The 25,041-nt window shown below is 53.8% G+C and carries 21 protein-coding genes and 2 pseudogenes; 1 reads left to right on the top strand and 22 read right to left on the bottom strand.

All coding sequences use genetic code 11. The features are described 5' to 3' along the window. Positions 1-62 precede the first annotated feature (62 nt). The 20 genes and pseudogenes from A0V43_RS03600 to dpaA form a co-directional block, all read right to left on the bottom strand. A complete protein-coding gene (locus A0V43_RS03600) occupies positions 63-956 on the bottom strand; it encodes a helix-turn-helix domain-containing protein (protein WP_060788131.1) in 894 nt (297 codons plus the stop codon). A 27-nt stretch (positions 957-983) separates the two neighbouring features. Beyond that, positions 984-1,775 carry a DUF3388 domain-containing protein gene (locus A0V43_RS03595; RefSeq protein WP_015374447.1) on the bottom strand — a complete coding sequence of 264 codons (792 nt, stop codon included), beginning with the start codon at positions 1,773-1,775 and terminating at the stop codon, positions 984-986. Between the two features lie 131 nt (positions 1,776-1,906). After that, complete coding sequence (locus tag A0V43_RS03590; protein ID WP_011230790.1) at positions 1,907-2,155, bottom strand: DUF3243 domain-containing protein; 249 nt, start codon at positions 2,153-2,155, stop codon at positions 1,907-1,909. Positions 2,156-2,217: 62 nt separating this feature from the next. Continuing rightward, positions 2,218-2,934: an elongation factor P 5-aminopentanone reductase gene (gene ymfI, locus A0V43_RS03585; RefSeq protein WP_063192396.1), complete on the bottom strand. Its 717-nt coding sequence runs from the start codon at positions 2,932-2,934 to the stop codon at positions 2,218-2,220. A 54-nt stretch (positions 2,935-2,988) separates the two neighbouring features. After that, the gene (gene yfmH / locus A0V43_RS03580; protein ID WP_015374445.1) at positions 2,989-4,278 is read right to left on the bottom strand and encodes an EF-P 5-aminopentanol modification-associated protein YfmH; all 1,290 of its coding nucleotides are present in this window, start codon (positions 4,276-4,278) and stop codon (positions 2,989-2,991) included. Continuing rightward, positions 4,259-5,554 (bottom strand): EF-P 5-aminopentanol modification-associated protein YfmF, encoded by a 1,296-nt coding sequence (yfmF, locus tag A0V43_RS03575; RefSeq protein WP_015374444.1) that lies wholly within the window; start codon positions 5,552-5,554, stop codon positions 4,259-4,261. The genes yfmH and yfmF overlap by 20 nt, the downstream gene beginning before the upstream one ends. 154 nt (positions 5,555-5,708) lie before the next feature. Beyond that, positions 5,709-6,668 carry an ABC transporter permease gene (locus A0V43_RS03570; RefSeq protein ID WP_011230786.1) on the bottom strand — a complete coding sequence of 320 codons (960 nt, stop codon included), beginning with the start codon at positions 6,666-6,668 and terminating at the stop codon, positions 5,709-5,711. Then, positions 6,669-7,715, bottom strand: coding sequence for an ABC transporter permease (locus A0V43_RS03565; protein WP_025951132.1), 1,047 nt, complete (start codon positions 7,713-7,715; stop codon positions 6,669-6,671). Continuing rightward, positions 7,715-9,241, bottom strand: coding sequence for an ABC transporter ATP-binding protein (locus A0V43_RS03560; protein ID WP_011230784.1), 1,527 nt, complete (start codon positions 9,239-9,241; stop codon positions 7,715-7,717). Before A0V43_RS03560 ends, A0V43_RS03565 begins: the two co-directional genes overlap by 1 nt. 525 nt (positions 9,242-9,766) lie before the next feature. After that, on the bottom strand, positions 9,767-10,855 hold the full coding sequence (locus A0V43_RS03555; protein ID WP_013145713.1) for a BMP family lipoprotein: 1,089 nt from the start codon (positions 10,853-10,855) through the stop codon (positions 9,767-9,769). A gap of 84 nt (positions 10,856-10,939) precedes the next feature. Then, positions 10,940-11,671 carry a GntR family transcriptional regulator gene (locus A0V43_RS03550; protein ID WP_011230782.1) on the bottom strand — a complete coding sequence of 244 codons (732 nt, stop codon included), beginning with the start codon at positions 11,669-11,671 and terminating at the stop codon, positions 10,940-10,942. A gap of 209 nt (positions 11,672-11,880) precedes the next feature. Next, entirely contained in the window at positions 11,881-14,211 is a 2,331-nt protein-coding gene (locus A0V43_RS03545; protein ID WP_063192395.1) for an FtsK/SpoIIIE family DNA translocase, read from the bottom strand. A gap of 108 nt (positions 14,212-14,319) precedes the next feature. Next, positions 14,320-14,544, bottom strand: a complete 225-nt coding sequence (locus tag A0V43_RS03540) for a YlzJ-like family protein (protein ID WP_013145716.1) — start codon at positions 14,542-14,544, stop codon at positions 14,320-14,322. Beyond that, a complete protein-coding gene (locus A0V43_RS03535) occupies positions 14,541-15,281 on the bottom strand; it encodes a ClpP family protease (protein WP_063192394.1) in 741 nt (246 codons plus the stop codon). The genes A0V43_RS03540 and A0V43_RS03535 overlap by 4 nt, the downstream gene beginning before the upstream one ends. A 117-nt stretch (positions 15,282-15,398) precedes the next feature. Continuing rightward, positions 15,399-17,069 carry a ribonuclease J gene (locus A0V43_RS03530; protein ID WP_063192393.1) on the bottom strand — a complete coding sequence of 557 codons (1,671 nt, stop codon included), beginning with the start codon at positions 17,067-17,069 and terminating at the stop codon, positions 15,399-15,401. Positions 17,070-17,236: 167 nt separating this feature from the next. Then, on the bottom strand, positions 17,237-18,112 hold the full coding sequence (gene dapA, locus A0V43_RS03525) for a 4-hydroxy-tetrahydrodipicolinate synthase (protein WP_015374437.1): 876 nt from the start codon (positions 18,110-18,112) through the stop codon (positions 17,237-17,239). 5 nt (positions 18,113-18,117) lie between these two features. Beyond that, complete coding sequence (dapG, locus tag A0V43_RS03520; RefSeq protein ID WP_063192392.1) at positions 18,118-19,371, bottom strand: aspartate kinase; 1,254 nt, start codon at positions 19,369-19,371, stop codon at positions 18,118-18,120. A 20-nt stretch (positions 19,372-19,391) separates the two neighbouring features. Then, entirely contained in the window at positions 19,392-20,435 is a 1,044-nt protein-coding gene (gene asd / locus A0V43_RS03515) for an aspartate-semialdehyde dehydrogenase (RefSeq protein ID WP_063192391.1), read from the bottom strand. 111 nt (positions 20,436-20,546) lie between these two features. Continuing rightward, positions 20,547-21,152 carry a dipicolinate synthase subunit B gene (locus A0V43_RS03510; RefSeq protein ID WP_063192390.1) on the bottom strand — a complete coding sequence of 202 codons (606 nt, stop codon included), beginning with the start codon at positions 21,150-21,152 and terminating at the stop codon, positions 20,547-20,549. Further along, a pseudogene (gene dpaA / locus A0V43_RS03505) lies at positions 21,149-22,053 on the bottom strand (dipicolinic acid synthetase subunit A). Before dpaA ends, A0V43_RS03510 begins: the two are co-directional and overlap by 4 nt. Before the next feature lie 431 nt (positions 22,054-22,484). Between dpaA and A0V43_RS03500 the strand changes: the two are divergent. Continuing rightward, positions 22,485-22,727 (top strand): YlmC/YmxH family sporulation protein, encoded by a 243-nt coding sequence (locus tag A0V43_RS03500; protein ID WP_011230772.1) that lies wholly within the window; start codon positions 22,485-22,487, stop codon positions 22,725-22,727. Positions 22,728-22,789: 62 nt separating this feature from the next. On the opposite strand, the gene A0V43_RS03495 is transcribed toward A0V43_RS03500, so the two are convergent. Next, on the bottom strand, positions 22,790-24,034 hold the full coding sequence (locus A0V43_RS03495) for a M16 family metallopeptidase (protein WP_063192389.1): 1,245 nt from the start codon (positions 24,032-24,034) through the stop codon (positions 22,790-22,792). Then, positions 24,021-25,003, bottom strand: a pseudogene (locus A0V43_RS03490) (polysaccharide deacetylase family protein). Before A0V43_RS03490 ends, A0V43_RS03495 begins: the two are co-directional and overlap by 14 nt. Positions 25,004-25,041: the final 38 nt, after the last annotated feature.

Below are 25,041 nucleotides of genomic sequence, written 5' to 3'. Positions count from 1 at the left end.
TTCAACATCGTTCAGTCCGTGCGAAAAGCAGGCGCCTTCCTGCGGAAAAGCGCCCTGTTCCATCATTTCTTCAACACGAAATGCAGCTTTTGGTATACTTCCTCTTTCGGGGCAAACGGATAGGCAAACGGCTGGCCGTTTACCTTCATGTCGACGTCCAGCGTACGCCCGATTTTCACCCATACTTCGCTTTCGGCCGACAGATCGAACGTTTTCGTCTGCCCGCTTGTCAAGTTTCCGCGGTAAAACGTATGGCCTTTCGTATTGTATACTTCGACCCATGACGTTCCTTTGGATGAAAGCTCGATGGAAAACGCGCCGGAGCTTTCGACTTCAATCGTCGCCGTGTTGCCGCGCTTTTCCGTCACATTCATCGCCGCAGCCGGCTGTTCTTCTTCGCCAGTCGGCGCTGGCTGTTCATTTTGCTGTCCGTTTTCATTCGTTGCCTTCTCGTCCGTTTCCTTCGCCGGCTGCTTTTGTTTCGCTTGCTCAAGCGGCGAATGTTTCGGCTTTTCGACCTCCGCTGTTTTTGGGCTTGTCTTTGTCGGCGGCTCATTTGCGGCGCCGTGCTGGAGCAGCACCCAAACGAGGACTGCCGCCCCGATGACGACCGCCGCGACAACCACTTTCGGCAGCCAATCGAGCCATTTCGCCCCCTCGGCAGACAGTTGCTGGTGCGTCTTCACGCGCGACAGCGTCTGCGGAATGTCATCTTGATAAGACTGGGGAATGTCCTGTTTATACTGTTCAAACAGCTCATCCGGATCAAGCCCGACCGCTTCAGCATATTGCCGGATGAAGGCACGCACATAAAAATTTCCAGGCATGATGGCATAGTTGCCTTCTTCGATGCCGATCAAATACCGCTTTTGAATTTTCGTCATCTCCTGCAGCTCGTCCAAACTCATCTTTTTTTCTTCCCGTGCTTCCCGCAAACGTTTTCCTAGTTCCGTCAACGGCCAACACCTTCCACTTTTTTTAAATTAAAACCCAAATTCGGAAAACCCGTCATCGCCCAACAATGACGGGCGGTCAATCGCTTCGTAGGAAATATCTTCGTCCGGCTCATGGCGCAGCTCAATCATATAATCAAAATCATCGAGCGTGTATTCCGTATGGCGAACAAACATGTCCGGATGCTCGACGACTTTCGTCGCCTCAAGGCGCATGAGCTCGCGGATGAGCTGCCAGTGCTGCTCGTTCCCGCGGCGCGTTGAGACGATGCCGTCGATAATGAAAATGTTGTCCTCGCTATACTCATCTTCCATCAACTGCGTGCGAACCGTCTGTTTAATCAGCGTCGATGAAACAAACAGCCATCGTTTGTTGGCGCACACGCTGGCGGCGACGATCGATTCTGTCTTGCCGACGCGCGGCATCCCGCGGATGCCGATGAGCTTATGCCCTTTTTCTTTAAAAAGTTCCGCCATAAAATCGACAAGCAGTCCAAGTTCATCACGGACGAAGCGGAACGTTTTTTTGTCATCGGCATCGCGCTGGATATAACGGCCGTGGCGGACGGCGAGGCGGTCGAGCAGCTTCGGCTGGCGCAACTTCGTCACCGTAATGTTGTCCATCGTCCGCAAGATCGTCGCCAACCGTTCAATTTGCTCGTTATTGTCGCACAAAAGCAACATGCCGCGGCGCGAATCCCGGACACCGTTGATCGTCACGATGTTAATGGACAACATACCGAGCAGCGAAGCAACGTCGCCGAGCAACCCCGGGCGGTTGACATGAATTTCATATTCCAAATACCATTCCTGCTTGCCCATCCCGTCTCCTCCCTTGCCGGTGTCCGCACGAACGCCTTATGCTAAGTTCATACTACTATAATTATAAATGGAAAAGCAACCGAAAAGGAGGAAGAAAAAAGAGAGGGAGGCCCCTCTCTTTTACCGGGTGATTATTTTTGTTGGACCAGCTTGACCATCATGTTGGCAAGGGCGTGCTGCTCTTTTTCATCCGCAACGCTCCAAAGATCAGCGAGCACCCGTTCTTCCGGGTTTTTCGGGTCGACGTGTTTCGCCAAATAATCCCCGATTTGGTAAGCGACATCTGTGATCACTTGCTGGGTCAATCCTTGCTGTTGCGCTTGTTCTAAACGTTCCGCCAAAAAGTCTTTCCATTGTTCAAAGTTATCCAGTACCGACATGTCAATCCCTCCTTGTTGAATGTTTCAAGGATAGTTTGCCTGCCGAACCGGAAAATATACGTTCAACAATACCAGCCGCCGTTGACGGAAATGACTTGGCCGGTGATATACGAAGCGGCATCAGACAGCAAAAACGCCACCGTTTCCGCCACCTCATCCGGGGTGCCGAGCCGGCCGGCTGGAATTTCGTCAGTGAGCCCTTCCAGCTCCTCAGGACGAAACACCCGCAGCATATCGGTATCAATCGCCCCCGGTGCAACAGCGTTGACGCGAATGCCGCTTGGGGCAAGCTCCTTGGCCAGCGCCTTGGCAAACGTGTTCTGCCCTCCCTTTGTCATCGAGTACACCGCCTCGCATGAAGCGCCGCACAATCCCCAAATCGAGGAAATGAACACAATATGACCGCGCTTTCTCGCCACCATTGATGGGATCAGCCTTTTGATGAGCAACGCCGGGCTTGTCATGTGAAGCCGCACCATCCGCTCGATTAATTCATCGTTCATGTCGGTCAACAATCCGTAATAGCTTGCACCGCTGTTGTAAACGATGGCATCAACCGGGCGATCGATTTGCGAAACGAGCTTTTCCACCCCATCCCGTGCCGACAAATCGGCCTCAATCGGCACAATATGCACATCGTTAAGCTCTTCTTTCAGCGCTTCAACAGGCGCCCGTCGCCGATAGTAATGGAGAAAAAGTCCGTACCCCTCCCGAGCGAGCACACGGGCGATGCTTTGTCCGATGCCTCCAGAGGCTCCTGTAATCAAGGCGTAGCGCATGAAACCATCCTCTCCTTTTTGCCGCAAAAAAGCATCCTTCTCAGGAAGGATGCCTTATTGCCCTTTTGGAACGACTTCGCAAACCGCGATTTGCGAATCGCGGAAGCAAGAAGAGGCAACCGCCGAGATATCGTCCATGGCAAGGGATGAAAGCGCCGGCAAAATGTCAAACAAGTTGGATCCGTAAAACGCGTAGCGCGTAAACTGGTTGGCGATGTATTCCGGCGAGTTGAGCGCGCGCAAAAAGGCGCCGATTTTTTTCTTTTTCACCCGTTCAAACTCTTCCTTTTTGACTGCTTCCGACGAAAACGACAGCAGCACCGTTTGAATTTCCGAAGCGAGCCGTTCAGCGTCCCTTGTATCGCCGCCGATCAACGCGAAGCCGAACCCGCGCTCTTCTGTATAATCGTACATAAATGTATCATCGATCAATCCTTCGCGGTACAGCCGTTCATAATGCGGCGAGCTTTTTCCAAACAAATAGTCCAATGCGACGTGGAAGGCAAGCTCATGACGAAGTTTTTGTTCGCCGGCTTCAGGAACGGACGGCGCTTTGATGCCGACAAAGCACTTGTTCGTCTGCACATGCATCGGAATCACTTTTTTCTTTTCCGCTACTGCGCTCGGTTCTTCATACGCAAACCGCTTCACTTCCGGAGCTTGCGGGAACGACTTTTTCGCCTGGTTGTCGCGGATTTGCTGCATGATTTTTTGTTCATCGACCGGGCCGACGACAAACAAAAGCATGTTGCTCGGGTGGTAAAACGTTTCGTAGCACTCATACAGCAACTCTTTCGTAATTTGGGCGATCGATTCAACTGTGCCGGCGATGTCGATTTTGACCGGATGGTTGTGATACATGCTTTCGATGGCGCCGAAATAGACGCGCCAGTCTGGGTTGTCGTCGTACATCCGGATTTCTTGGCCGATGATCCCTTTTTCTTTTTCCACTGTCTTGTCGGAAAAGTACGGGCTTTGCACAAAATCGATCAACGTTTCCAAGTTTTTCTCGACGTTGTCGGTGCTTGAGAACAAATAGGCGGTGCGGGTGAACGTCGTAAAGGCGTTCGCCGAGGCGCCTTGTTTGCTGAACTGCTGAAACACGTCGCCGTCTTCTTTTTCAAACAGCTTATGCTCCAAAAAATGGGCGATGCCGTCCGGAACGCGCTTCATCTCCGTTTTACCGAGCGGGACGAACTGATTGTCGACCGAACCGTAGTTCGTGGTGAATGTCGCATACGTTTTGTTGAATCCTTTTTTCGGCAAAATGTACACGTCAAGGCCGTTGTCCATTTTTTCATAAAACAGCTCTTCGTGCAGCGTCTCATACACCCGTTTTTCCATCTTCCGTCGCCTCCATTCCGGTCAAAAAGTACACCGTATCAAGCTTCACCTTGTCAGCGACGCGCACCACATCCTCGCGCGTCACTTGATCGGTGCCGGCCATCCATTCATCGATCGGGCGCTTTCGCGTTGAGACGACGTTATGGTACAACACCTCCACAAGCCCGCGCGGCGTATCGAGCGTCTCAAGCAGCTGGTTGCGGATGACCGCTTTCGTCTGCGCCATTTCTTCATCTGTGAAATCGCCGTTTTTCATCGCCTGCATTTGCTCATCGATGATGCGGCGCGCCTTCTCATAGTTGGCCGGTTCAATGCCGGACATGACCATCAAAAGCCCTTTATGGCTCTCAAGCCTTGAGGCGGCATAATAGGCAAGGCTTGCCTTCTCGCGGACGTTGATGAACAGCTTCGAATGGGAAAAACCGCCAAAAATGCCGTTAAACATTTGCAAGGCGTAATAATCGTCATCTTCATACGTCACATTTGTCCGATAGCCGATGTTGAGCTTTCCTTGCTTCACGTCTTGCCGCTCGATGACTTCGCGAACTTCCCCTTGCGGCTTGACAGAAACCGACGATGCGCGCTCCCGCTTTGGACGATCCGGCAGAGAAAAACGCTGCTTCACCGCATTGAGCACCGCCTCTTCAGCCACGTCGCCAATGACATATAGATCCAGCTCATCCTCGGCCAGCGCTCGTTCATAATAGCGATACAGCCCTTCCGCCGTGATGCCGTCCACGTCTTCAAGCTCGCCGTTTGGAGAGAGGGCGTACGGTTCGCCTTTGCACATTTCTTCTACAAGGCGCATGTTCGCATAGCGCATTTTGTCATCATACACCGCCTGAATGCGTTGACGGAGCGCCCGCTTTTCCTGCTCAACAATGTCAGTGACAAACCGGCCGCCATCAAGCGCCGGGCGGAACAGAAGATCGGCCAAGAACTGAAACGCTTTCGCAAGAAGCGGCGTTTGCTCCGGCAAAAATCGTTCATTGGCGACATCGATGCGAATCGTCATGATATGATGTTCGCCTTTTTTCGTTAAATCGACGTTCAGCGTCGCCCCATACAGTTCATCCAAATAGGTGCGCAGCGCCTTAACGCTCGGATAGTCGGCCGTGCCGCTTTGCAAGACGTATGGCAAAAGCGCGCGCAGCGTGACCGTCTCTTTAGCAAGAGGGGCCTTCATTTTCCAAACGATCGTGTTCGTTTTGTACTTATCGGTCGAAATCGTATGGACGCGAACCGGTCCGACCGCTGTGACTTTTTCGTCGACCAATCCAACTCCTCCTTACTTTTTCTCTTTGCAGATATGCACTATCTTTCATTTATTGTAAAGCGTCTTATCAACAATATACCTTTTGCCAATGGAAAAATGCAAATCATTCCATTCAGCAAAAAACGGCCGTCCGTTTTTCGGACAGCCGCTTTCATCACCGTTTTCCTTTGATGTATGGCGTGCCAGCCGCTTTCGGCGCCTCAGCGCGGCCGATGAAGCCCGCCAGCGCCAAAATCGTGAGTGCATACGGGGCGATGAGCAAGTAAACGGTCGGGACGTTTTTCAAGAACGGAATCGTTTGCCCGACGATGCTTAAGCTTTGCGCCAACCCGAAAAAGAGCGCCGCCCCCATCGCGCCGATCGGATGCCACTTGCCGAAAATCATCGCCGCAAGCGCCATAAATCCGTGCCCGGAAATCGTCGCATGGCTGAAATCGCGGGAAATGATCGTCGCGTATACCGCACCGCCCAAGCCGCCGAGCGCGCCGCTGATCATGACAGCGATGTAGCGCATTTTGGCGACATGAATCCCCATCGTATCCGCCGCCATCGGATGTTCGCCGACCGCACGCAGCCGCAGGCCAAACGGCGTTTTGTAAATGACATACCATGATACAAACGCCAGCGCAATGGCGATATACGACGGCGCGTACGCGTTGGAAAACAACAGCGGCCCGATGACGGGAATGTCGCTTAACACTGGCACGTCAATTTTGTCAAACCCAACTTGAATTTGGTCCGTCTGCCCCTTGCCGTACATTTTCTTCACTAAAAACAGCGACAGACCAAGCGCCAAAAAGTTGATCGCCACCCCGCTTACGACTTGGTCGGCGCGAAATGTGACCGACGCGACAGCATGCAGCAGGGAAAATACAGCGCCGACCACCATGGCAGCCAATAAGGCAAGCCACGGCGTCCATTCGCCAAACCGATCGGCAAACGTCAAATTAAAGACGATGCCGACAAACGCGCCGATGGTCATCAATCCTTCAAGCCCGATGTTGACGACGCCGGACCGTTCGCTAAACACGCCGCCAAGGGCGGTGAAAATGAGAGGAGCCGCAAAGAAAATCGTTGTCGGGACAATCGTTTGCAAGACGTCATACACGCTCACTTACTCCGCCCCCTTTTGCCAACGAGATAACAGCCAGCGGATCATGTAGCTGGATGCAACAAAGAAAATGATGAGCGCGATAATAATATCGACGAGTTCGGTCGGCACGCCGGCGCTTGACGGCATTTCCAACGCCCCGACTTTTAAGGCGCCAAACAACAAGGCGGAGAGCAAAATGCCAAACGCGTTGTTTCCTCCGATCAAGGCAACCGCGATGCCATCAAATCCAAGGCCGGTAAAGCCGGCTTTCGTCGAGATGTTTCCAAATGTGCCAAGCCCCTCCATCGCCCCGGCGACGCCGGCAAAAGCGCCGGAGATGACCATCGCTAAAATGATGTTGGCGCGCACATTCATGCCCGCGTACTGTGACGCATGCTGATTGAAACCGACCGCCCGCAGCTCAAACCCTTTCGTCGTCCGCTCAAGCAAAAACCACATGACAAATGCGGCGGCGACAGCGATGAAAATGCCGTAATGCATGGTGGAATGATGCGTAATGGCATCAAAAAAGTCGGAGTGAAGCGATGCGCTTTCTTTCACCGGCTTTGATTTAAATCCCTCATCAGACAAAACGGAACGGATGATGGCGTTCGTTACATGCAAAGCAATATAGTTCATCATGATCGTAATAATGACTTCGTGCACTTTTAAATACGCCTTCAGCACACCCGGAATCAAGCCCCATAGCGCCCCGGCCAACGCGGCGGCCAACAAGGCAAGCGGCAAATGGATGATTTTGGGCAAATCAAAGGACACCCCGACCCAGACGGCAGCGAGCCAGCCGACGATCAGCTGCCCTTCAACCCCGATGTTAAACAAGCCGGTGCGAAAGGCAAACGCCACCGCCAAGCCCGTTAAAATGTATGGCGTCGTCTGGCGGATCGTTTCGCCGATATAGTACGTATCGCCAAACGCCCCGTACACGAGAGCGTAAAACCCGGCGATCGGGTTGTAGCCACTTGCAAGCATCACGATCGAACCGGCGATCATGCCAAGAAGAACGGCCAACAATGGTATCAAAAATTGCTGGAGACGATTCGACTTCATCACGACACACCTGCTTCCTTCCGTTTGCTTCCAGCCATCAACAGCCCGAGCTCCTGTTCGGTTGTTTCTTTCGGATCAACGATGGCGACGATGTTTCCTTCATAAATGACAGCGATCCGGTCGCTGACGTTCATCACTTCGTCAAGCTCAAACGAGACGAGCAGCACCGCTTTCCCGCGGTCTCGCTGTTCAATGAGCCGCTTATGAATAAATTCGATCGCTCCAACATCAAGCCCCCTCGTCGGCTGGGCGGCGATCAACAAGTCCGGGTCGCGGTCGACTTCACGGCCGATGATCGCTTTTTGCTGGTTTCCGCCCGACAGCGCCCGCGCCTTCGTATATTCATCCGGCGTGCGCACGTCAAATTCGCGGATGAGCTGGCGCGCTTTTTCGTAAATGGCTTGAAAATTCAACAGACCCCGTTTCGAGTACGGCGGCTGATAGTACGTTTGCAGCACCATGTTTTCGCCGATCGGAAAGTCAAGGACAAGCCCGTGCTTATGCCGATCTTGCGGAATATGGCCGACGCCGGCTTCGATGATTTTGCGCGGCGGCAAATTCGTAATGTCTCGGCCGTTGAGGCGGATTGTCCCTGATTCAGCTTTGATCAACCCGGTTATGGCTTCAATGAGCTCGGTCTGGCCGTTGCCGTCGACTCCAGCAATGCCGACGATCTCGCCGGCGTGCACCGTCAAGTTCAAACCGTTGACCGCTTTGATCCCGCGCGCGTCCTTGACGACTAAGTCTTTAATTTCCAACACCGGTTTTCCCGGCTCAGCCGGTTTCTTAGCGGTCGTAAACTGCACCTCGCGGCCGACCATGAGCGCCGCCAGTTCGTTCGGATTCGTCTCCGCCACATTGAGCGTCGCAATTCCTTTGCCGCGGCGGATGACGGTGACGCGGTCGCACACTTCCATAATTTCTTTAAGTTTGTGTGTAATTAAAATGATGGATTTTCCTTCGCGGACGAGCGTGCGCATAATTTGCATGAGCTCGCGAATTTCCTGCGGCGTCAACACCGCTGTCGGTTCGTCAAAAATCAAAATATCGGCGCCGCGGTAAAGCGTCTTTAAAATTTCCACGCGCTGCTGCATGCCGACGGAAATGTCGGCGATCTTCGCTGTCGGATCGACCGCGAGTCCATATCGTTCCGACAATTCGCGCACTTCCCGCTCCGCCCGCTTCATATCGATCGTTCCGGCCCGCGTCGGTTCGCTGCCTAAGATGATGTTTTCCGTCACGGTGAACGTATCGACGAGCATAAAGTGCTGATGCACCATGCCGATGCCAAGATCATTGGCGACGTTCGGGTCGGTGATGCGCACCGGCTTTCCTTTCACGCGGATTTCGCCGCCGTCCGGCTGGTATAAACCGAACAGCACGTTCATGAGCGTCGATTTGCCGGCCCCGTTTTCGCCAAGCAGAGCGTGTATCTCCCCCTTTTTCACTTGCAGCGTAATGTTGTCATTGGCGACAAACGTGCCAAACACCTTGCGGATATTGAGCATTTCAATCACGTATTCCAAGCCATTCACTCCTTACTCAAGCAAGGTCAAAATCACAAAATGAAAGGCGACAGCGAAACAGCCGCCCTTCTCCTATTTCGCGCAGGAGACTCCCACTTCAACGACCAAAGGGAGTAAGCGGGAGAGGAATGCTCGTTCCCCCTTTCTTTTGTGTATGATCGAATAAAGGCGTGGAGAAAACTGTTAAATAAAGGCACTCCCATAACGGCTGCTCGATGTATGGAGTTGGTTGGCAGGAAACGCTGCAACCGTCAAACATCGAGCGTAGGTCCGTCTGTTGTGTGTGGAAGCCAAGTACTGCCAACAGACACACCGAGAGAATCGGCAACGATGCAGGCATGACCTGCGTCGTTGGGTAGTCGTCAACCTGCCCCCTGATGCAACCCCAAGTCAAGGAAGGAGGACGAAGTCCGTTTGCACTTCTGGGGAGTTGCAAGCCCCCACTTCAAGCGTTAGCGAAGTGGGGGTAGTTGACGATTTTGAAGAAGGCTAGCGGCTCGCGCTAGCCTTCTTCGCCGTTGTTCGTCACTTGATCGTCGCAGCGAATTGCTCGTACTCTTTCCGGTTTGTCGGAACTTTCACTTCGCCTTTGATGATTTTTTGCTTCCATTCGTCAACGGTTTTTAACACGTTCTCCGGAATGTTGTCTTGCGTCGGGGCAATGCCAACCCCATTTTCCGGCAACCCGTACTCAATCGTTTTGCCGCCCGGGAAGTCGCCCTCTTTCGCCCGTTTCGCCGTGTCATAGACAGCGACGTCGACGCGCTTCACCATCGAAGTGAGCGTTACGTTGTACGTTTTGCCGCCGACTTTCACTTCTCCCTCCGGCGCTTGGTCTTTGTCAACACCGATGACCCAAATTTCGCGGTTCGGATCTTTCTTCTTCAAATCTTTCGCTTCCGAGAAGACGCCGTTCCCAGTCGCTCCAGCTGCATGGTAGATGATGTCGATGCCAGACGCGTACATGCTCGAGGCGATCGCTTTCCCTTTATCCGCTTGGTCGAACGCCCCGGCGTATTGCACTTCCACAGTCGCCTTCGGATTGACCGCTTTCACGCCGGCGCGGAATCCGCTTTCGAATTTTTCGATCAACGGAATCTCCATCCCACCGACAAAGCCGATTTTATTCGTTTTCGTCATTAGCCCGGCGACAACACCGACAAGGAACGAGCCTTCATGCTCCTTGAACGTGATGCTGGCGACATTTGGCTCGTCAACAACCGTGTCGACGATGGCGAAATGTTTTTTCGGGTTTTGCTTCGCGACTTCTTTCACCGCGTCGCCCATCAAATACCCGATGCCGAAAATCAAGTCAAAGTCGCTGCGCACAAGCTTGTTTAAGTTCGTGGCATAGTCAGCGTCGCTCGATGACTGCAAGTAGTCGTAGCCGCCGCGGCCTTTTTCAAGCCCGTTGTCTTTGCCGAACTTTTGCAGCCCTTCCCAAGCCGACTGGTTGAACGATTTGTCGTCAATGCCGCCAACGTCGGTGACCATGGCGACGCTGAACGTGTCTTTTCCGCCCCCGGCATTATTTCCCCCTTGACCGCCACAAGCGGCAAGCAGCGTGCTGGCGGCGAACAAAGTGGACAAAAGCAATCCCATTCGCTTTTTCATCCATCACTACCCCCTGCTTTGAAAATTGGTTCCTTTATTTAGTATGAAACTTCCGGCTTCTTTCTATGTACCCTTTTCACCCCCTTAAAAGCTGAACCGCTTCCGCATGACATGGAAGCTGAACTTGTCGGAGCGGAAGTAGTTGACGGAATAAAAAATCGGCTCATCGTTTTTATCGAAATGCATTTGCTTGAGCACAAGCAGCGCCGTTTCCGGGTCGCATTGCAAAATCGGCGACACTTTTTCATGATAGCCGAGCGGCACGATGCGCGCGACCGCATAGGCGATGTCGCGATGCGTTTGGTTGTGCAAGTTTTCAAACAACGACTCTTGCTCATAAGAGATCCCTTTGGGCAAATATTTGCATAAAATTTTATCCAAGCAATAAACGACCGGCTCTCCATCAGCGGTGCGCACCCGCTCGATGAGCAGCAAATTCTCGTCCGGCCGGCATTGGAAACGGCGCATATCGTCTTCCGTCGGCTGTTGGATGGAGGAAGACAAAAAAATCGTTCCTGGCTTGCGCCCCGCTTGACGAATCATATCCGTGACGCTTGAGAGCTGCTCGATGCCGGACGTAAACAGCGGACGGGCGTTGACAAACGTTCCGACGCCGTGGCGGCGGATGATAATGTTTTCTTCTTCAAGCACCCTGAGCGCTTCCCTCAATGTCGCCCGGCTGACGCCAAGCTGTTTGGCGAGTTCAAACTCGGACGGCAGTTTTTGCTTTTCTTTGTACACTCCCGTTTCAATATCGCGCTTGATGCGATCAATCACTTGCAAGTAAAGGTGGCGGCTGTCTGATTTGATTGACATGACAACGTCCTCCGTGTTACGCATTTGCGTTAAGATCAGACCTCTGACATTAGACATATAACCTTTTTGAGATTACTATATCATTTTTTACTGGGCAAATAAATAGGTGATATCAAATTTTGTCGAAGAAAAAGAAATAGGATTGGTAACGCTTCCAATAAGATGTATGATTGAGCGGGCAGGCTTTTTTCGCCCGCCCTTTTTTTCATTTATGATGTCTTTTTTAAATCTTCCTTCGACCAAAGAACAGCGCGCGGCTTGCTTCCTTCATACGGGCCGACGACGCCGCGCTCCTCCATGGCATCAATGAGCCGAGCGGCGCGATTGTAACCGATGCGGAAGCGGCGTTGCAGCATCGAGACGGAGGCGCTTTGCATTTCAACGACAAGGCGGACCGCCTCATCGTACAACTCGTCTTCAAGGGCTGAGGAAGAGAGTTCGCTGTCTTCGACGAACATCTCCTCATAATATTGCGCCTGCTGCTGTCCGATGACAAACCGAACGACGTCTTCCACCTCTTGGTCGGAGACAAACGCCCCTTGGACGCGCACTGGTTTTGAGGCCCCCATCGGCAAAAACAGCATATCGCCGCGGCCGAGCAGTTTTTCCGCCCCGCCCATATCCAAAATGGTGCGCGAGTCGATTTGCGATGATACACTGAAGGCGATGCGCGACGGAATGTTCGCTTTGATGACGCCGGTGATGACGTCCACCGACGGGCGCTGGGTGGCGATGATCAAATGGATGCCAGCGGCGCGCGCCATTTGCGCCAAACGGGTGATCGCCTCTTCCACATCCGAGGAAGCCACCATCATCAAGTCGGCCAATTCGTCGATGATCACGACGATGTATGGCAAAAGCGGCTGCTGTTCCGACGCCGTTTCGTTATGGTGGCGGATATGCTCGTTATATCCTTCAATGTTGCGCGTGCCGGTATGCGAGAACAGCTCGTAGCGCCGCTCCATTTCTTGGACGACTTTTTTCAGCGCCTGGGCCGCTTTTTTCGCGTCGGTGACGACCGGTGTCAACAAATGAGGAACACCGTTGTACACACTTAACTCCACCATTTTCGGATCGATCATCATCAGCTTCACCTCATGCGGCTTCGTGCGCATGAGCAGGCTGACGATAATGCCGTTGATGCAGACGCTTTTGCCGCTGCCGGTCGCGCCGGCGATCAACAAATGCGGCATTTTGTTTAGTTCTGCAGCGACGACTTCACCGGAGATGTCGCGCCCAAGCGGAATCAAAAGCTTCGCCTTGTCCCGTGTATGCTCAATGGCTTCCAGCACTTCGCGCAGCGAAACAGTGGCGATCTCTTCATTTGGCACTTCGATGCCGATCGCGGACTTGCCGGGGATCGGTGCTTCAATGCGGATGTCTTTCGCCGCCAAAGCGAGCGCCAAATCGTCGCTTAAGCTGACAATTTTGCTCACTTTCACCCCGACGTCCGGATACACTTCATATTTCGTCACCGCCGGACCGAGGTGCACTTGCGTCACTTTCGCCTTGACGCCGAAGCTTTGGAACGTTTTCTCCAGTTTTCGCGCGTTGGCGTAAATGTTCGCATGATCGGCCGATTGCCCGGCCGGCTTCGGCAGGCGAAGCAAATCAAGCGGCGGCAGGTCGTAATTGGTGTTTTCATGCTCGGAAAACGCAAGCGGCGGCGCCGGTTTGTCCTCCTCCCCCCCACTGTCGCCTTCCACCAGTGGATTCTTCTCTTCTTCCGGCTCAGCGGCCGACCGGACTGCGGCAAAATCGGAAATGATCGGCGGCGGGGAAAGCAATTCCTCATCCGGCTCGACGCTGCTTGCTTCAGCCGGCTCGTCTTCCCGCTTTGCGGCCGCCCGCCGCGAGCGTCGGCTTCGGCCGCCGCTTTCCTTGCGCTTCCTCCCCGCCCGCCATTGCTTGATATCTTCGACAAACGCCAACCATTCTTTTCGCACAAACGCTGCGGCAAAAGCAACCCATTTGCCGGCCGTCTCGCGCAGCGATTTCCCGGTCAGCACGACAAAGCCGACGATGAACAGAAGGAAACAAATCCATTTCGTCCCGGGCGAATCGAACAGCTGGTAGCTGGCGGCAAATAACAGGGCGCCGACCATTCCGCCCCCTAAATCCACATCGGCCGCCTTGCCGCTTGCTTCGTTCCAAAACAGCCCCCACGTCGTCCGAATGATGCTCGGATCAAGCTCGCCGCGCCGCGACATGAGTTCAAACAGCTTGTCATGGCTCAAAAGCAGAAGCGCCGCGGCGATGGACGAAGCGCCGACAAACGGGCGGCCCGTCCATGACGGCCACTCCCGCCGCCACATGACGATGAGCGATAATAGGAAAAGTCCGCCTACTAATAGCATGTACCATTCGCCGAAAAAAAAGCGGCCCACAAGCACGAGCGTCTCCCCGACAAGCCCGAGGCGGGCCATCGCAACGACAGCGACCGCGAGCAAGCCAAGTCCGATCAATTCAAAGCGGATGGTTTCCGTCCATGGCTGTGTTTTTGACGGTTTCCCTTTTCTTCTTCGCTTTCGTTTCGCCATGATCGTTCACTCCAGCATGAATGAATTGGCAAGCCGGAAAAAAGCAGCCAACAATGGCTGCTTTTTTCCGTTTGTTTACTATTATATCATGAACGGCTGAACAATTCATTACGATGTTGCCAGAGAAGCCGGAAATCGCGCCCCAGGCGCATATTTGGCGTTTAAAAAATGGAACGGATTCGTGCTTAAGTTTTGCACGATTTCATATTCTCCCGTTTCGACAGATTGGACGAGAAACGGAATGCCATCGTAATACACCATTTTCCGCTTCTCATAAACAGCGGCATCGACCGGAAAAATCAAATGTTCGGGCATGATCGTATACAAAATCATTGGATCATCTTCCCTTCCCCGTTTTTCCTCATCGCGATCAGCTCGCGCAGCTTCGCCATCGCTTGGGACACGCCCCCGACTTCATCGATGAGCCCGTACCGAACGGCGTCAGGCCCAACGACGTTCGTGCCGATGTCGCGCGTCAAATTGCCTTTGGAAAACATGAGCTCTTTAAACTTTTCCTCGCTGATCTTCGAATGTTTCGTCACGAAGCGGACGACGCGCTCCTGCATTTTATCCAAGTACTCAAACGTCTGCGGCACGCCGATGACAAGCCCCGTCAAACGGACCGGATGAATCGTCATCGTCGCCGTCTCGGTGATGAACGAATAGTTGCACGACACAGCGATCGGCACGCCGATCGAATGGCCGCCGCCAAGCACAACGGAAACAGTCGGTTTCGAGAGCGAGGCGAGCATTTCGGCAATGGCGAGCCCTGCTTCCACATCGCCGCCGACCGTATTTAAAATGACGAGCAGCCCTTCAATTTTCGGGTTTTGCTCGATGGCCACAATCTGTGGAATGACGTGCTCGTATTTCGTCGCCTTATTTTGCGGAGGCAGCTGAATATGCCCTTCAATCTGTCCGACGATCGTCAAACAATGAATGTTCGTATCGGGATCCATTTGCGGGACGTTCGTCTGCCCAAGCTGGGTGATGGCCGCAGTCGCTTCCTCGGCCTTTGTTTCCGGCTGTTCGCCCTCGGTTTCCGCTTGAAAATAACGTTCCTTCTCCATCCATTTCGTCTCCTTTCTTGTCGATCATACGCTTAGTATGGCCGAAAGAAAAAAGAAAAATGCCGGCAACGGCTGACCGTTTCCGGCATTTTTCAGTTGACTTTGAGCATGATTGCATTATACTTCCATAATAATAGGCAAAATCATGGGTCTGCGCTTCGTTTTTTCAAATAAAAACTGGCTTAACGCTTCACGGATGTTCGCTTTCAACGACGACCATTCAAGCATGTACGATTCAAGGCAGCGCTCGATGATTGCCGCCACCATTTTCTCTGCTTCCTCAAGCAGTGTCTCAGACTCGCGCATGTAGACGAACCCCCGCGAAATGATTTCCGGGCCGGCCGCGATCGTTTTCGCTTCTTTATTCAGCGTGACGACGGCGATCAAAATGCCGTCCTGGGACAATAAGCGGCGGTCACGCAACACAATGTTGCCGACATCGCCAATGCCGAGGCCATCAATTAAAATGTTGCCGTACGGCACTTTGCCGCCGGGGCGGGCGGCACCGCCGCGGAACTCGATCACTTCGCCTTTGTCGATTAAAAACGTCCGCTCCTCCGAGATGCCGACCGCCTTCGCCAACCGGGCGTGCGCTTTTTGCATCCGATATTCCCCATGCACCGGAATAAAGTATTTTGGCTTCATTAAATTGAGCATCAACTTTAATTCTTCTTGGCAACCGTGCCCAGATACGTGCACTTGCCGGTCGCGGTAAATCACGTTGGCGCCGGCCCGATACAAGGCGTCGATCGTTTTCGCGAACCCAAGCTCATAGCCCGGCATGACGGATGCGGCGACGATGACGGTATCCCCTTCTTTGATGTTCACTTGTTTGTTCGCTTGACGCGCCATGCGCCAAAGCGCGCTCATCGGCTCGCCATGCCCGCCGGTTGTCAAAATGACGAGCTCGCGGTCATGGTAGCGATCGATATCGTGCGCAGAAATCGTCACCTTGTCTGGAACGTGCAAATAGCCAAGGCGCACGGCGATGTCCATTACTTTATGCAGCGTTTTGCCGATGACTGCCACTTTACGCCCGGATTGGCGGGCGGCGTACAGCACTTGCTGGATGCGGGTGATGTTGGAAGCGTAGCAGGCAACAAACACGCGTCCTTTCGCATGGCCGATCACGTCAGCGATCTCATAGGCGACTACCGTATCGGAGCCGCTGTAGCCGGGGCGTTCGGCGTTTGTGCTGTCCGACAAAAGACACAGCACCCCTTCTTCGCCGATTTGCGCCATTTTCCCTAAGTCGGTGCGGTTGTTGCCGTACGGGGTTTGGTCAAATTTAAAATCGCTCGTGTACACGATCGCACCTTGCGATGTATGCAGACTGATGCCGATCGAATCGGGGATGCTGTGGATCGTGCGGAAAAACGTCACTTTCGCCTTGTCAAACACGAGCTCCGCATCCGGATGAACTTCATTGAGCTTTGCGCCCGACACCCCTTGTTCTTTTAACAGCGCCTCCGCCAACCCGAGCGTCAGCTTCGTTCCGTATACCGGCACAGACAGCTGCTTGAGCACGTAGGCGATCGCCCCCATATGCTCCTCGTGCCCGTGGGTGAGAAAAATGGCCTGAATGCGATGCTGCCGTTCAATCAAATAGGTGATGTCCGGGATCACTTTGTCGATGCCGAGCATTTCGTCTTCCGGAAACATCACCCCGGCGTCGATGACAAAAATGTCCTCGTCCAATTCGACAACATACATGTTTTTTCCGATTTCTCCGACTCCCCCAAGGGCAAAAATGCGTATTTTCTCTACCGGCTTTATTTTCGATTTCAAGGCTGCGTCCTCCCAATTGTGATGCTAACCCGCTCAAAGTCACTTGCTTTTATTATAACGAATCGATGCTGAAAAACACAAGATGGTTCATTCACCAGCCAATGGATTTCACAGCCAAGGCAAAAAAAGGCCCCAACGCGCAAGCAAAGCGTTGGGGAATCGTTTCGTTACGACAGCGCATCGAGCAGGCGGCTTAGCTCCTTCCGCTCTTGTTCGGCAAGCGGCACAAGCGGAAGGCGCACCGAACCAACGTCCAGCCCGCGCAGCTGCAGCGCCGTTTTCACCGGCACCGGGCTTGGGGCGGCAAACAAGCCTTTCATGAGCGGCAGCCATTTTCGATGCAGCGCCGCCGCCTTCTGATGATCGCCCGCTAAAAAGGAACGAATCATTTCCTGCATTTCATTGCCAATGATGTGCGAAGCGACCGAGACGACGCCATTGCCGCCGATCGCTAGCACTGGAAGCGTCAAGCTGTCGTCGCCGCTGTAGAGCAAAAAGTCGTCCGGCGTACGCTCAATGATTTCCGCCATGGCGTCCAAATTGCCGCCCGCTTCCTTGACAGCGACAATGTTCGGAACTTCGGACAGCCGGATGACCGTCTCCGGAGCAAGACTCACCGACGTGCGCCCTGGAACGTTATACAGCATCACCGGCAGCGATGTGCTTTCGGCAATCGCTTTGAAATGTTGATACAGCCCTTCTTGGTTCGGCTTGTTGTAATACGGCGCCACAAGCATGACCGCATCGACGCCCGCCTCTTCCGCCTTTTTCGTCAGCTCGATCGACGCGCGCGTATCGTTCGTGCCCGTTCCAGCAATGACCGGCGCTCGGCCGTTGACGACGGAGACGACATGGCGAAAAAGCGCGATTTTTTCCTCGGTCGTCAACGTCGGCGACTCGCCGGTCGTGCCGGCGACAACGAGCGCATCTGTGCCATTGTCAAGCAAATAGTTGACAAGCTCCGTTGTTTTTGCCAAGTCGAGATTCCCTTTTCGGTCAAATGGCGTAACCATCGCCGTTATGATGTTCCCGAACTGAACCACGGTTTTCACTCCTCGCTCCCAATCGCTTCATCTTCGCCCGCATCCGCCTCGGATAAACAGAAGGCGTCATGCAGAGCGTTGACCGCCTTTTCCATATCGTCTTGCTTCACTAACACCCAAATCGTCGTATGGCTGTCGGCGGACTGCAAAATTTGAATGCCTTGCTCCGACAAGGCAGTGACGATTTTCGCCGTCACCCCTGGTACGCCGGCAATGCCGGCGCCGACGACCGACACTTTGGCGCATCGGGGCGTCACGGCCGGTTCGTAGCCGATGCGGCGCAGGGCGGCCACCGCTTTTTCCGTCATGTCGCCGCTCACGGTGTACACAACACCGTACGGGGAAATGTTGATAAAGTCCACGCTGATCCCTTCATGGGCCATCGCTTGAAACACGTCAGACTGCAGCTCATAGTGGCCTTCTTTCGCCAGCACTTTGATTTGTGTAACGTCGGCGACGTACGTAATGCCGGTGACAAGCCGCTCTTTCACATCGCTTCCTTTTCGGCCGCGCACCGATGAAGTGACGAGCGTCCCGGGGGCATCGGAGTACGTCGAGCGAATGCGCAGCGGCACTTTCGCCTGCATGGCGATCTCCACCGCGCGCGGATGGATCACTTTCGCCCCTTGGTACGCCATGTTGCAAATTTCCGTATACGTCACGACGTCAAGCGGCCGGGCGCTCTCCACGATGCGCGGGTCGGCGGTCATGACGCCGTCGACATCGGTGAAAATATCGACCCACTCCGCGTTTAACGCCGCGCCGAGCGCTGCCGCCGACGTGTCGCTCCCGCCGCGGCCGAGCGTTGTTATGTCGCCGTTTTCCGCCATGCCTTGAAAGCCGGCGACCACGACAACGTCGTACTGCTCGAGCGCCTCAAGGAGGCGGTCGCAGCGCATTTCGAGAATTTTCGCGTTCGTATGATCGCTGTTCGTGCAAAATCCTGCCTGGGCGCCGGTGAACGCCGTCGCTTTGATGCCGTGTTCGTTCAACAAGTTGCTGAACACAACGCTTGAGATGATTTCTCCGCACGCCATAAGCATATCTTGCTCTCGTTTTGTGACATGGTGATGAACGCCGCCGATCAAACTAAGCAGCGTATCGGTCGCATATGGATCGCCGGAACGTCCCATAGCCGATACGACGGCCACGACTTTATAGCCATCTTCCAACGCCCGTTCAATATGGCGGCGCGCCAAGTTCCGCCCGCGCTCGTCGCGGACGGACGTGCCGCCGAACTTTTGAACAATGAGTTTCATGCTAACACCTCGATGCTTTTTCAAATGAGCCCGAGCCTCAACAAACTTTCCGCGATTTGCACCGAGTTCGAGGCTGCACCTTTTAGCAAGTTGTCAGCGACAACCCATAGATGGAAGCCGCGGCGGTTGTCCAAATCGCGGCGGATGCGGCCGACAAACACGTCGTACTTACCGACGCAATGGGCCGGCATCGGATACAACTGTTCGCTCGGATCATCTTGAAGCACGACGCCCGGCGCTTCGCGGAGCACCGCCTGCAAGTCAGAGGCGGTGACGCCGTCTTGTTCAATTTCGATGTACACCGATTCCGAATGGCCGCTCGCCACCGGAATGCGCACGCACGTCGCCGCCACTTTCAGCTCAGGCATATGCATGATTTTTTTTGTTTCATTGATCATTTTCATCTCTTCAAACGTGAATCCATTGTCTTGAAACTTATCGATTTGCGGAATGGCGTTGAACGCAATTGGGTAATGCTTCCGGTCCGATTTCACTGGCAAAATGTTCGCCTCAACCGGCTTGCCTTCGAGCACGGCTTTCGTCTGCTCGTTGAGCTCTTCAATGGCCTGCGCTCCCGCCCCGGAGACGGCCTGGTATGTCGAGACGATGACGCGCTCTAAGCCAAACGCTTTTCGAATCGGCTCCAACGCCACGACCATTTGAATCGTCGAGCAGTTCGGATTGGCGATAATGCCGTTATGCCACGTCAAATCGCTTTCGTTCACTTCCGGAACGACAAGCGGCACGTTTTCCTCCATCCGAAACGCGCTCGTATTGTCGATCACGATCGCCCCGCGCCGCACCGCTTCCGGCGCCAGCGCTTTCGATACGGCGCCGCCGGCGCTGAACAAGGCGATGTCGACTCCGTTAAAGCGCTCGGGCGATGCCGCCTGCACTTCGATCTCCTCGCTGCGAAAGCGCATTTTTTTGCCGGCTGACCGCTCCGATGACAACAAAGTCAATTTTCCAACCGGGAAGTTCCGGTCTTCAAGCGTCCGCACCATTTGCTGCCCAACTGCCCCCGTTGCTCCGACGACAGCGACATGATATTGTTTTTGAGCCATCAACCATTCTCCTTCCACATCGTCACTCTAAGAAGTGAATTCATAGTCTTTATTTTATCACATTCCGCTGTGGACGAGAGAACATTTTTATGCGGAACATTGATTTTTGATTCAGTTGTAGCGGAACCGCTCGATCATGACCGGCTGCAGCTGCTTCCCTTCAAGCGCGGCGAGAATCGTATCGCGCAAAAGCGGCATGTAGGCGACCATGGAGTTCGGCTTCGCCTGCGGGGCGTCTTGGCCGAACGGGATGAAATAAATGTTTTTTGCTGCCATAAGCCGCATTAGATTGACGCCGTTTAAGCCGAGCGCATCGTTCGTGGAGATGCCAAGCACGACCGGGCGGTGGTTGCGCATCGTCGCTTTCGCTGCCATCAGCACGGGGGAATCCGTCATGGCATTGGCCAGCTTGCTCATCGAGTTGCCGGTGAGCGGGGCGATCACCATGCAGTCGAGCGGGATTTTCGGTCCGAGAGGTTCTGCTTTGACGATCGTATCGATCACCTCGTTTCCGGTCAGTTGCTCCAGTTTTTTCACCCATTCTTCCCCTTCCCCGAAGCGGGTGTTCGTCGTTTTCACCGTATAGGTGACGATCGGCAGCACCTCCGCTCCTTCGTTGACAAGCTTCTCGATCTCCGGGAACACCGCATCATATGTGCAATGCGACCCGGTGAGGCCAAAGCCGATCCGTTTTCCTTTCAAGCTGTTTCCGCTCATGCATGATTCTCCTCCCGTTTTTGTAAATCTGCATATAACAGCTGCGCCAAGACGTTGGCGATGATTTGCCCAGCTGTCTTCGGCGCGACGATCCCCGGCAGCCCGGGCGCCAAAATGGCTTTCACTCCGCGTTTTTCGGCATAGCGGAAGTCAGTGCCGCCCGGTTTTGACGCCAAATCGATAATCAGCGTATGGGGAGGCATTTTGGCGATGACGCTCGCCGTCACGATGAGATGAGGCACGGTGTTGATGCAGACGTCAATGTCACGCACTTCTTTTTCCAAATCGTTTAAGTGAAACGGCACGAGCCCCATTTCTGTAATGCGGGCGAGATGCTCCGACCGGCGCGCCCCGACTTTCACTTTCGCCCCAACGCGGCGAACGTCCGGGCGACGGTCATGCCAACGCGTCCAAGCCCCAAGACGGCAACGCATGAGCCGTGGATCGTAAAATCCGTATGCTGAATGACCATCATCACCGTGCCTTCCGCGGTCGGAATGGAGTTGTAAATGGCGACATCGTCGCGCTCAAACAACTGCACGTGCTTGCGCCCTGTTTTTTTCACCAATTCGTCCAAATACGCGTTGCTGATGCCGGAATAAATCGTGCATTGCCGCGCCGTTTTTTGCACCATCTCTTCTGTAAACGGAATCGGTTCGTGGGCAAACACGCTGTTGACGTTTCCGTCCAGCGTCGTGCCGTGAACCGGCAAAATGATCGCATCCAAATCGGCAAAATCGACTTCGCCAATCGGCAGCTTCATCGCCCCGGTGAAATGATGGGCGAGCTGGTCGAAGCCGACAAGCGACAACTTCGCGTCGAGTTCAACGAGTTTGCGGATGACTTCAAGCTGCCTAGCATCGCCGCCGATGATGGCGATATGCATTCCTGTCAGCATCATGTTGTACGCTCACCTTCTTTTCTGTATAGATGCAACGAAGAAGTTTAACATATCCTTAACGGAAAAGCGGTTTTCCCCTTTTCGACTGTCGGAGGAAAGCCACAGGCTTCTCCGTCACGCCAAGGCGTGACGGAGGACCGAACAACCGCCTGCTTCACAGACCCATATAATGGGTCTGGAAGCGGCGTTGTTCGGTCGCCCGACAGTCGATCAAATACTCAGTAAGAGTTGCAAATGGTAAATCTTCAAATTGCATCTATATGGCAAACTGCTCCGTTTCCTTTCCCATCTTATGTTGGAGGGAAAATATAGGTGAATATCCTTGCAGGAAAAAATGGGCGATATGCGCCCAAAGCTGACAAGAGGCAGTCATTTTTTCTGTTTTTGTTCCTTACATATAAAGTAAAGAAGCGAAAAAGGAGGAAACCAGCATGAGGCTGAGCGAATTAAGCGGAAAAGAAATTGTCGATGTAAGCCGAGCCGAGCGGCTCGGGGTGCTCGGGCAGACCGATTTGGAAATCAACGAGCAAACGGGGCAGATCGAGGCGCTGCTCATCCCAACGGGAAAATGGTTCGGGTTTCGCAAAGACGGACAGGAAATTCGCGTGCCGTGGAAATATATTCGCAAAATCGGCGCCGATATGGTGATGATCGACGTCCCCGAGGAAGGGTGAAAGAGGCGGAAACGAAAAAGCTAACAACCTAGCGACAGGTCGTTAGCTTTTTTGAGCTCGGTCTATGGGAGCGGGCGCGGCAGCACGCCGTCCGGGCTGATTAAGGCGAGCGCGTAATCGTCCGTGAAAACCGTGCGCGCCAGTTCGTTTACTTTTTCCACCGTGACACTTTCAATCTCTTCAATGATCTCATCAAGCGAGCGGTGGCGGCCGAGAAGGAGTTCATTTTTGCCGTTGCGGCTCATCCGGCTGTTCGTGCTCTCGAGCCCAAGCATCAGGCTTCCTTTCATCTGCTCTTTGCTGTTATGCAACTCTTTTTCGGTCACTCCGTCCTCCTTCAGCTGGCGAATGGTCTGCTGGATCGTTTCGAACAGCACATCAAGCTGGCTGCTTCCTGTGCCGGCGTAAATGGCGAGCAGGCCGCTGTCTTGGTAGGCGGAATGGTACGAGAACACCGAATACGCCAATCCGCGCTGTTCGCGCACTTCCTGAAACAGCCGGCTGCTCATGCTGCCGCCTAAAATATTGTTCAAGATGAGGAGCGGGTACGCGTCCGGATGGCCGATCGGCAACCCGTTGAATCCGATGCATACGTGCGCCTGCTCTGTGTCCTTTTTGCGCGCGATCTTTTGCGGCACAAACGCCGGCGTCCCTGAAGAAGGCGGCTTGCTCTCTGCGGCGAACGAGCCGAAATAGCGCTCGACCTCATCAATAAACCGTTCGTCGACGTTGCCGGCGACCGAAATGACGACGCGATCCGGTGTATAGTAGTCCGCCATATATTGGCGCAGCGTGTCGCCAGTAAACGTGCGCAGCGTCTCTTCCGTGCCCAAAATCGGATAGCCGAGCGGATGACCCGCATAGCACGCTTTGCCGAGCAAATCGTGGACGATGTCATCCGGTGTATCTTCATACATTTTGATTTCCTCGAGCACGACGTTGCGCTCCTTTTGCAGCTCATCCTCCACAAATGTCGAGTGGAAAAACATATCGGCGAGCATTTCAAGCGCCAACGGCGCGTGTTCATCCAATACTTTGGCGTAGTAACACGTATACTCCTTCGATGTAAAGGCGTTTACTTGCCCGCCGATGCTGTCGAATGCTTCCGCAATGTCCCGGGCCGTGCGCGTCGTGGTCCCCTTGAAAAACATATGCTCTAAAAAATGGGAAATGCCATTGGTTTGCTCCGTTTCATTGCGCGAGCCGGTCCCGATCCATATGCCGATGGCCACCGACCTTACAGTCGGAATTTGCTCGAGCACGATTCGCACACCGTTTTTGCACGTATATTTGTTAATCAACTCCATGTTCCTCCTGTTTGTTTGCCAGTCTTTTCTCATCGAATAAGGCCGTCAAGCTGCCTAGGGCGTAGCCTTTTTGCTTAATCGAGGTGATCAGCTCGTCAAGTGCAGCCGCCGTCGGCATCGTTGGGTGCATCAAAATGATGGCGCCAGGATGAACTTTCGATGTCACCCGTTTCACTATAACAGATGGCGACGGTTTTTGCCAATCAATTGTATCGACGCTCCATAGAATCGTTTTCATGCCGAGTTCCGCGGCGACCTCGACGACCTCGTCGCGGTAGCTGCCGCTTGGCGGGGCAAACCATTTGCATTTCACCGATGTCGCCGCCTTAATCACTTCGTTTGTTTTCTCGAGCTCGCGGCGGATGTCATCGACAGCGAGCGTTTTCATATCGGGATGGCTGTAGGAATGGTTGCCGATTTCATGGCCGGCGTCTGCTATCATTTTTGCCATCTCCGGGTGTTTTTTTACCCATCGTCCTTCCAAGAAGAACGTCGCCTTGACATTGTATTTTTTCATCGTCTCAAGCATGTCGGGGAGGTATTCTTCCCCCAAGCGACATTGACCGCAAACGCCACCATCGGCTTGTCAGGATGGCCGCGGTAAATCGGCGCCGGCGGCAAATCGTCCAAATGGACGCGCGGGGGCACTTGACGGAACACGAGTTTTCGCTCATCAAACATCCCCGTTTTCTTCATGTTTTGATAGGAGGCGTCAATGTCGACGGCGAGCCCGTTGTAGCCGGGCGTCGCCTTCCATACTTTATCGATGACCGCATCTTGGGCGGGAATTTCATATTGCTTCGCTTGTTTGACGATCGTGTCGTACAGCTTGTCGCGCTCTTTCATCGCGGTTGTTTCCATCGGACGCCAGCTCGCGATGTAATCGCCAATCGGAGGCCAATGAACCGCCGCCCAGGCGGCAAGAAACATGACCGCTAGCGCCATATAGCGGGCAATTCCGTTGTTCACCCTTGTCCCCCTCCTTTTTTACTACTACAACATATGTC

It is taken from the genome of Geobacillus sp. JS12 (assembly GCF_001592395.1).
Lineage (GTDB): Bacteria > Bacillota > Bacilli > Bacillales > Anoxybacillaceae > Geobacillus > Geobacillus zalihae.
This window is presented reverse-complemented; position numbering and strand designations above follow the sequence as displayed.

Excerpts from the sequence above, each read along its gene's own strand:
- A0V43_RS03595 (WP_015374447.1), bottom strand. The coding sequence starts at position 1,775 with ATGGGCAAGCAGGAATGGTATTTGGAATATGAAATTCATGTCAACCGC.
- A0V43_RS03510 (WP_063192390.1), bottom strand. The coding sequence starts at position 21,152 with ATGAGCGGAAACAGCTTGAAAGGAAAACGGATCGGCTTTGGCCTCACC.
- A0V43_RS03590 (WP_011230790.1), bottom strand. The coding sequence starts at position 2,155 with ATGTCGGTACTGGATAACTTTGAACAATGGAAAGACTTTTTGGCGGAA.
- ymfI (WP_063192396.1), bottom strand. The coding sequence starts at position 2,934 with ATGCGCTACGCCTTGATTACAGGAGCCTCTGGAGGCATCGGACAAAGC.
- A0V43_RS03555 (WP_013145713.1), bottom strand. The coding sequence starts at position 10,855 with ATGAAAAAGCGAATGGGATTGCTTTTGTCCACTTTGTTCGCCGCCAGC.
- A0V43_RS03545 (WP_063192395.1), bottom strand. The coding sequence starts at position 14,211 with ATGGCGAAACGAAAGCGAAGAAGAAAAGGGAAACCGTCAAAAACACAG.
- A0V43_RS03495 (WP_063192389.1), bottom strand. The coding sequence starts at position 24,034 with ATGGAGTTGATTAACAAATATACGTGCAAAAACGGTGTGCGAATCGTG.
- A0V43_RS03500 (WP_011230772.1), top strand. The coding sequence starts at position 22,485 with ATGAGGCTGAGCGAATTAAGCGGAAAAGAAATTGTCGATGTAAGCCGA.
- yfmH (WP_015374445.1), bottom strand. The coding sequence starts at position 4,278 with ATGGAAAAACGGGTGTATGAGACGCTGCACGAAGAGCTGTTTTATGAA.
- A0V43_RS03540 (WP_013145716.1), bottom strand. The coding sequence starts at position 14,544 with ATGATTTTGTATACGATCATGCCCGAACATTTGATTTTTCCGGTCGAT.
- asd (WP_063192391.1), bottom strand. The coding sequence starts at position 20,435 with ATGGCTCAAAAACAATATCATGTCGCTGTCGTCGGAGCAACGGGGGCA.
- A0V43_RS03535 (WP_063192394.1), bottom strand. The coding sequence starts at position 15,281 with ATGGAGAAGGAACGTTATTTTCAAGCGGAAACCGAGGGCGAACAGCCG.
- A0V43_RS03565 (WP_025951132.1), bottom strand. The coding sequence starts at position 7,715 with ATGAAGTCGAATCGTCTCCAGCAATTTTTGATACCATTGTTGGCCGTT.
- dapG (WP_063192392.1), bottom strand. The coding sequence starts at position 19,371 with ATGAAACTCATTGTTCAAAAGTTCGGCGGCACGTCCGTCCGCGACGAG.
- A0V43_RS03550 (WP_011230782.1), bottom strand. The coding sequence starts at position 11,671 with ATGTCAATCAAATCAGACAGCCGCCACCTTTACTTGCAAGTGATTGAT.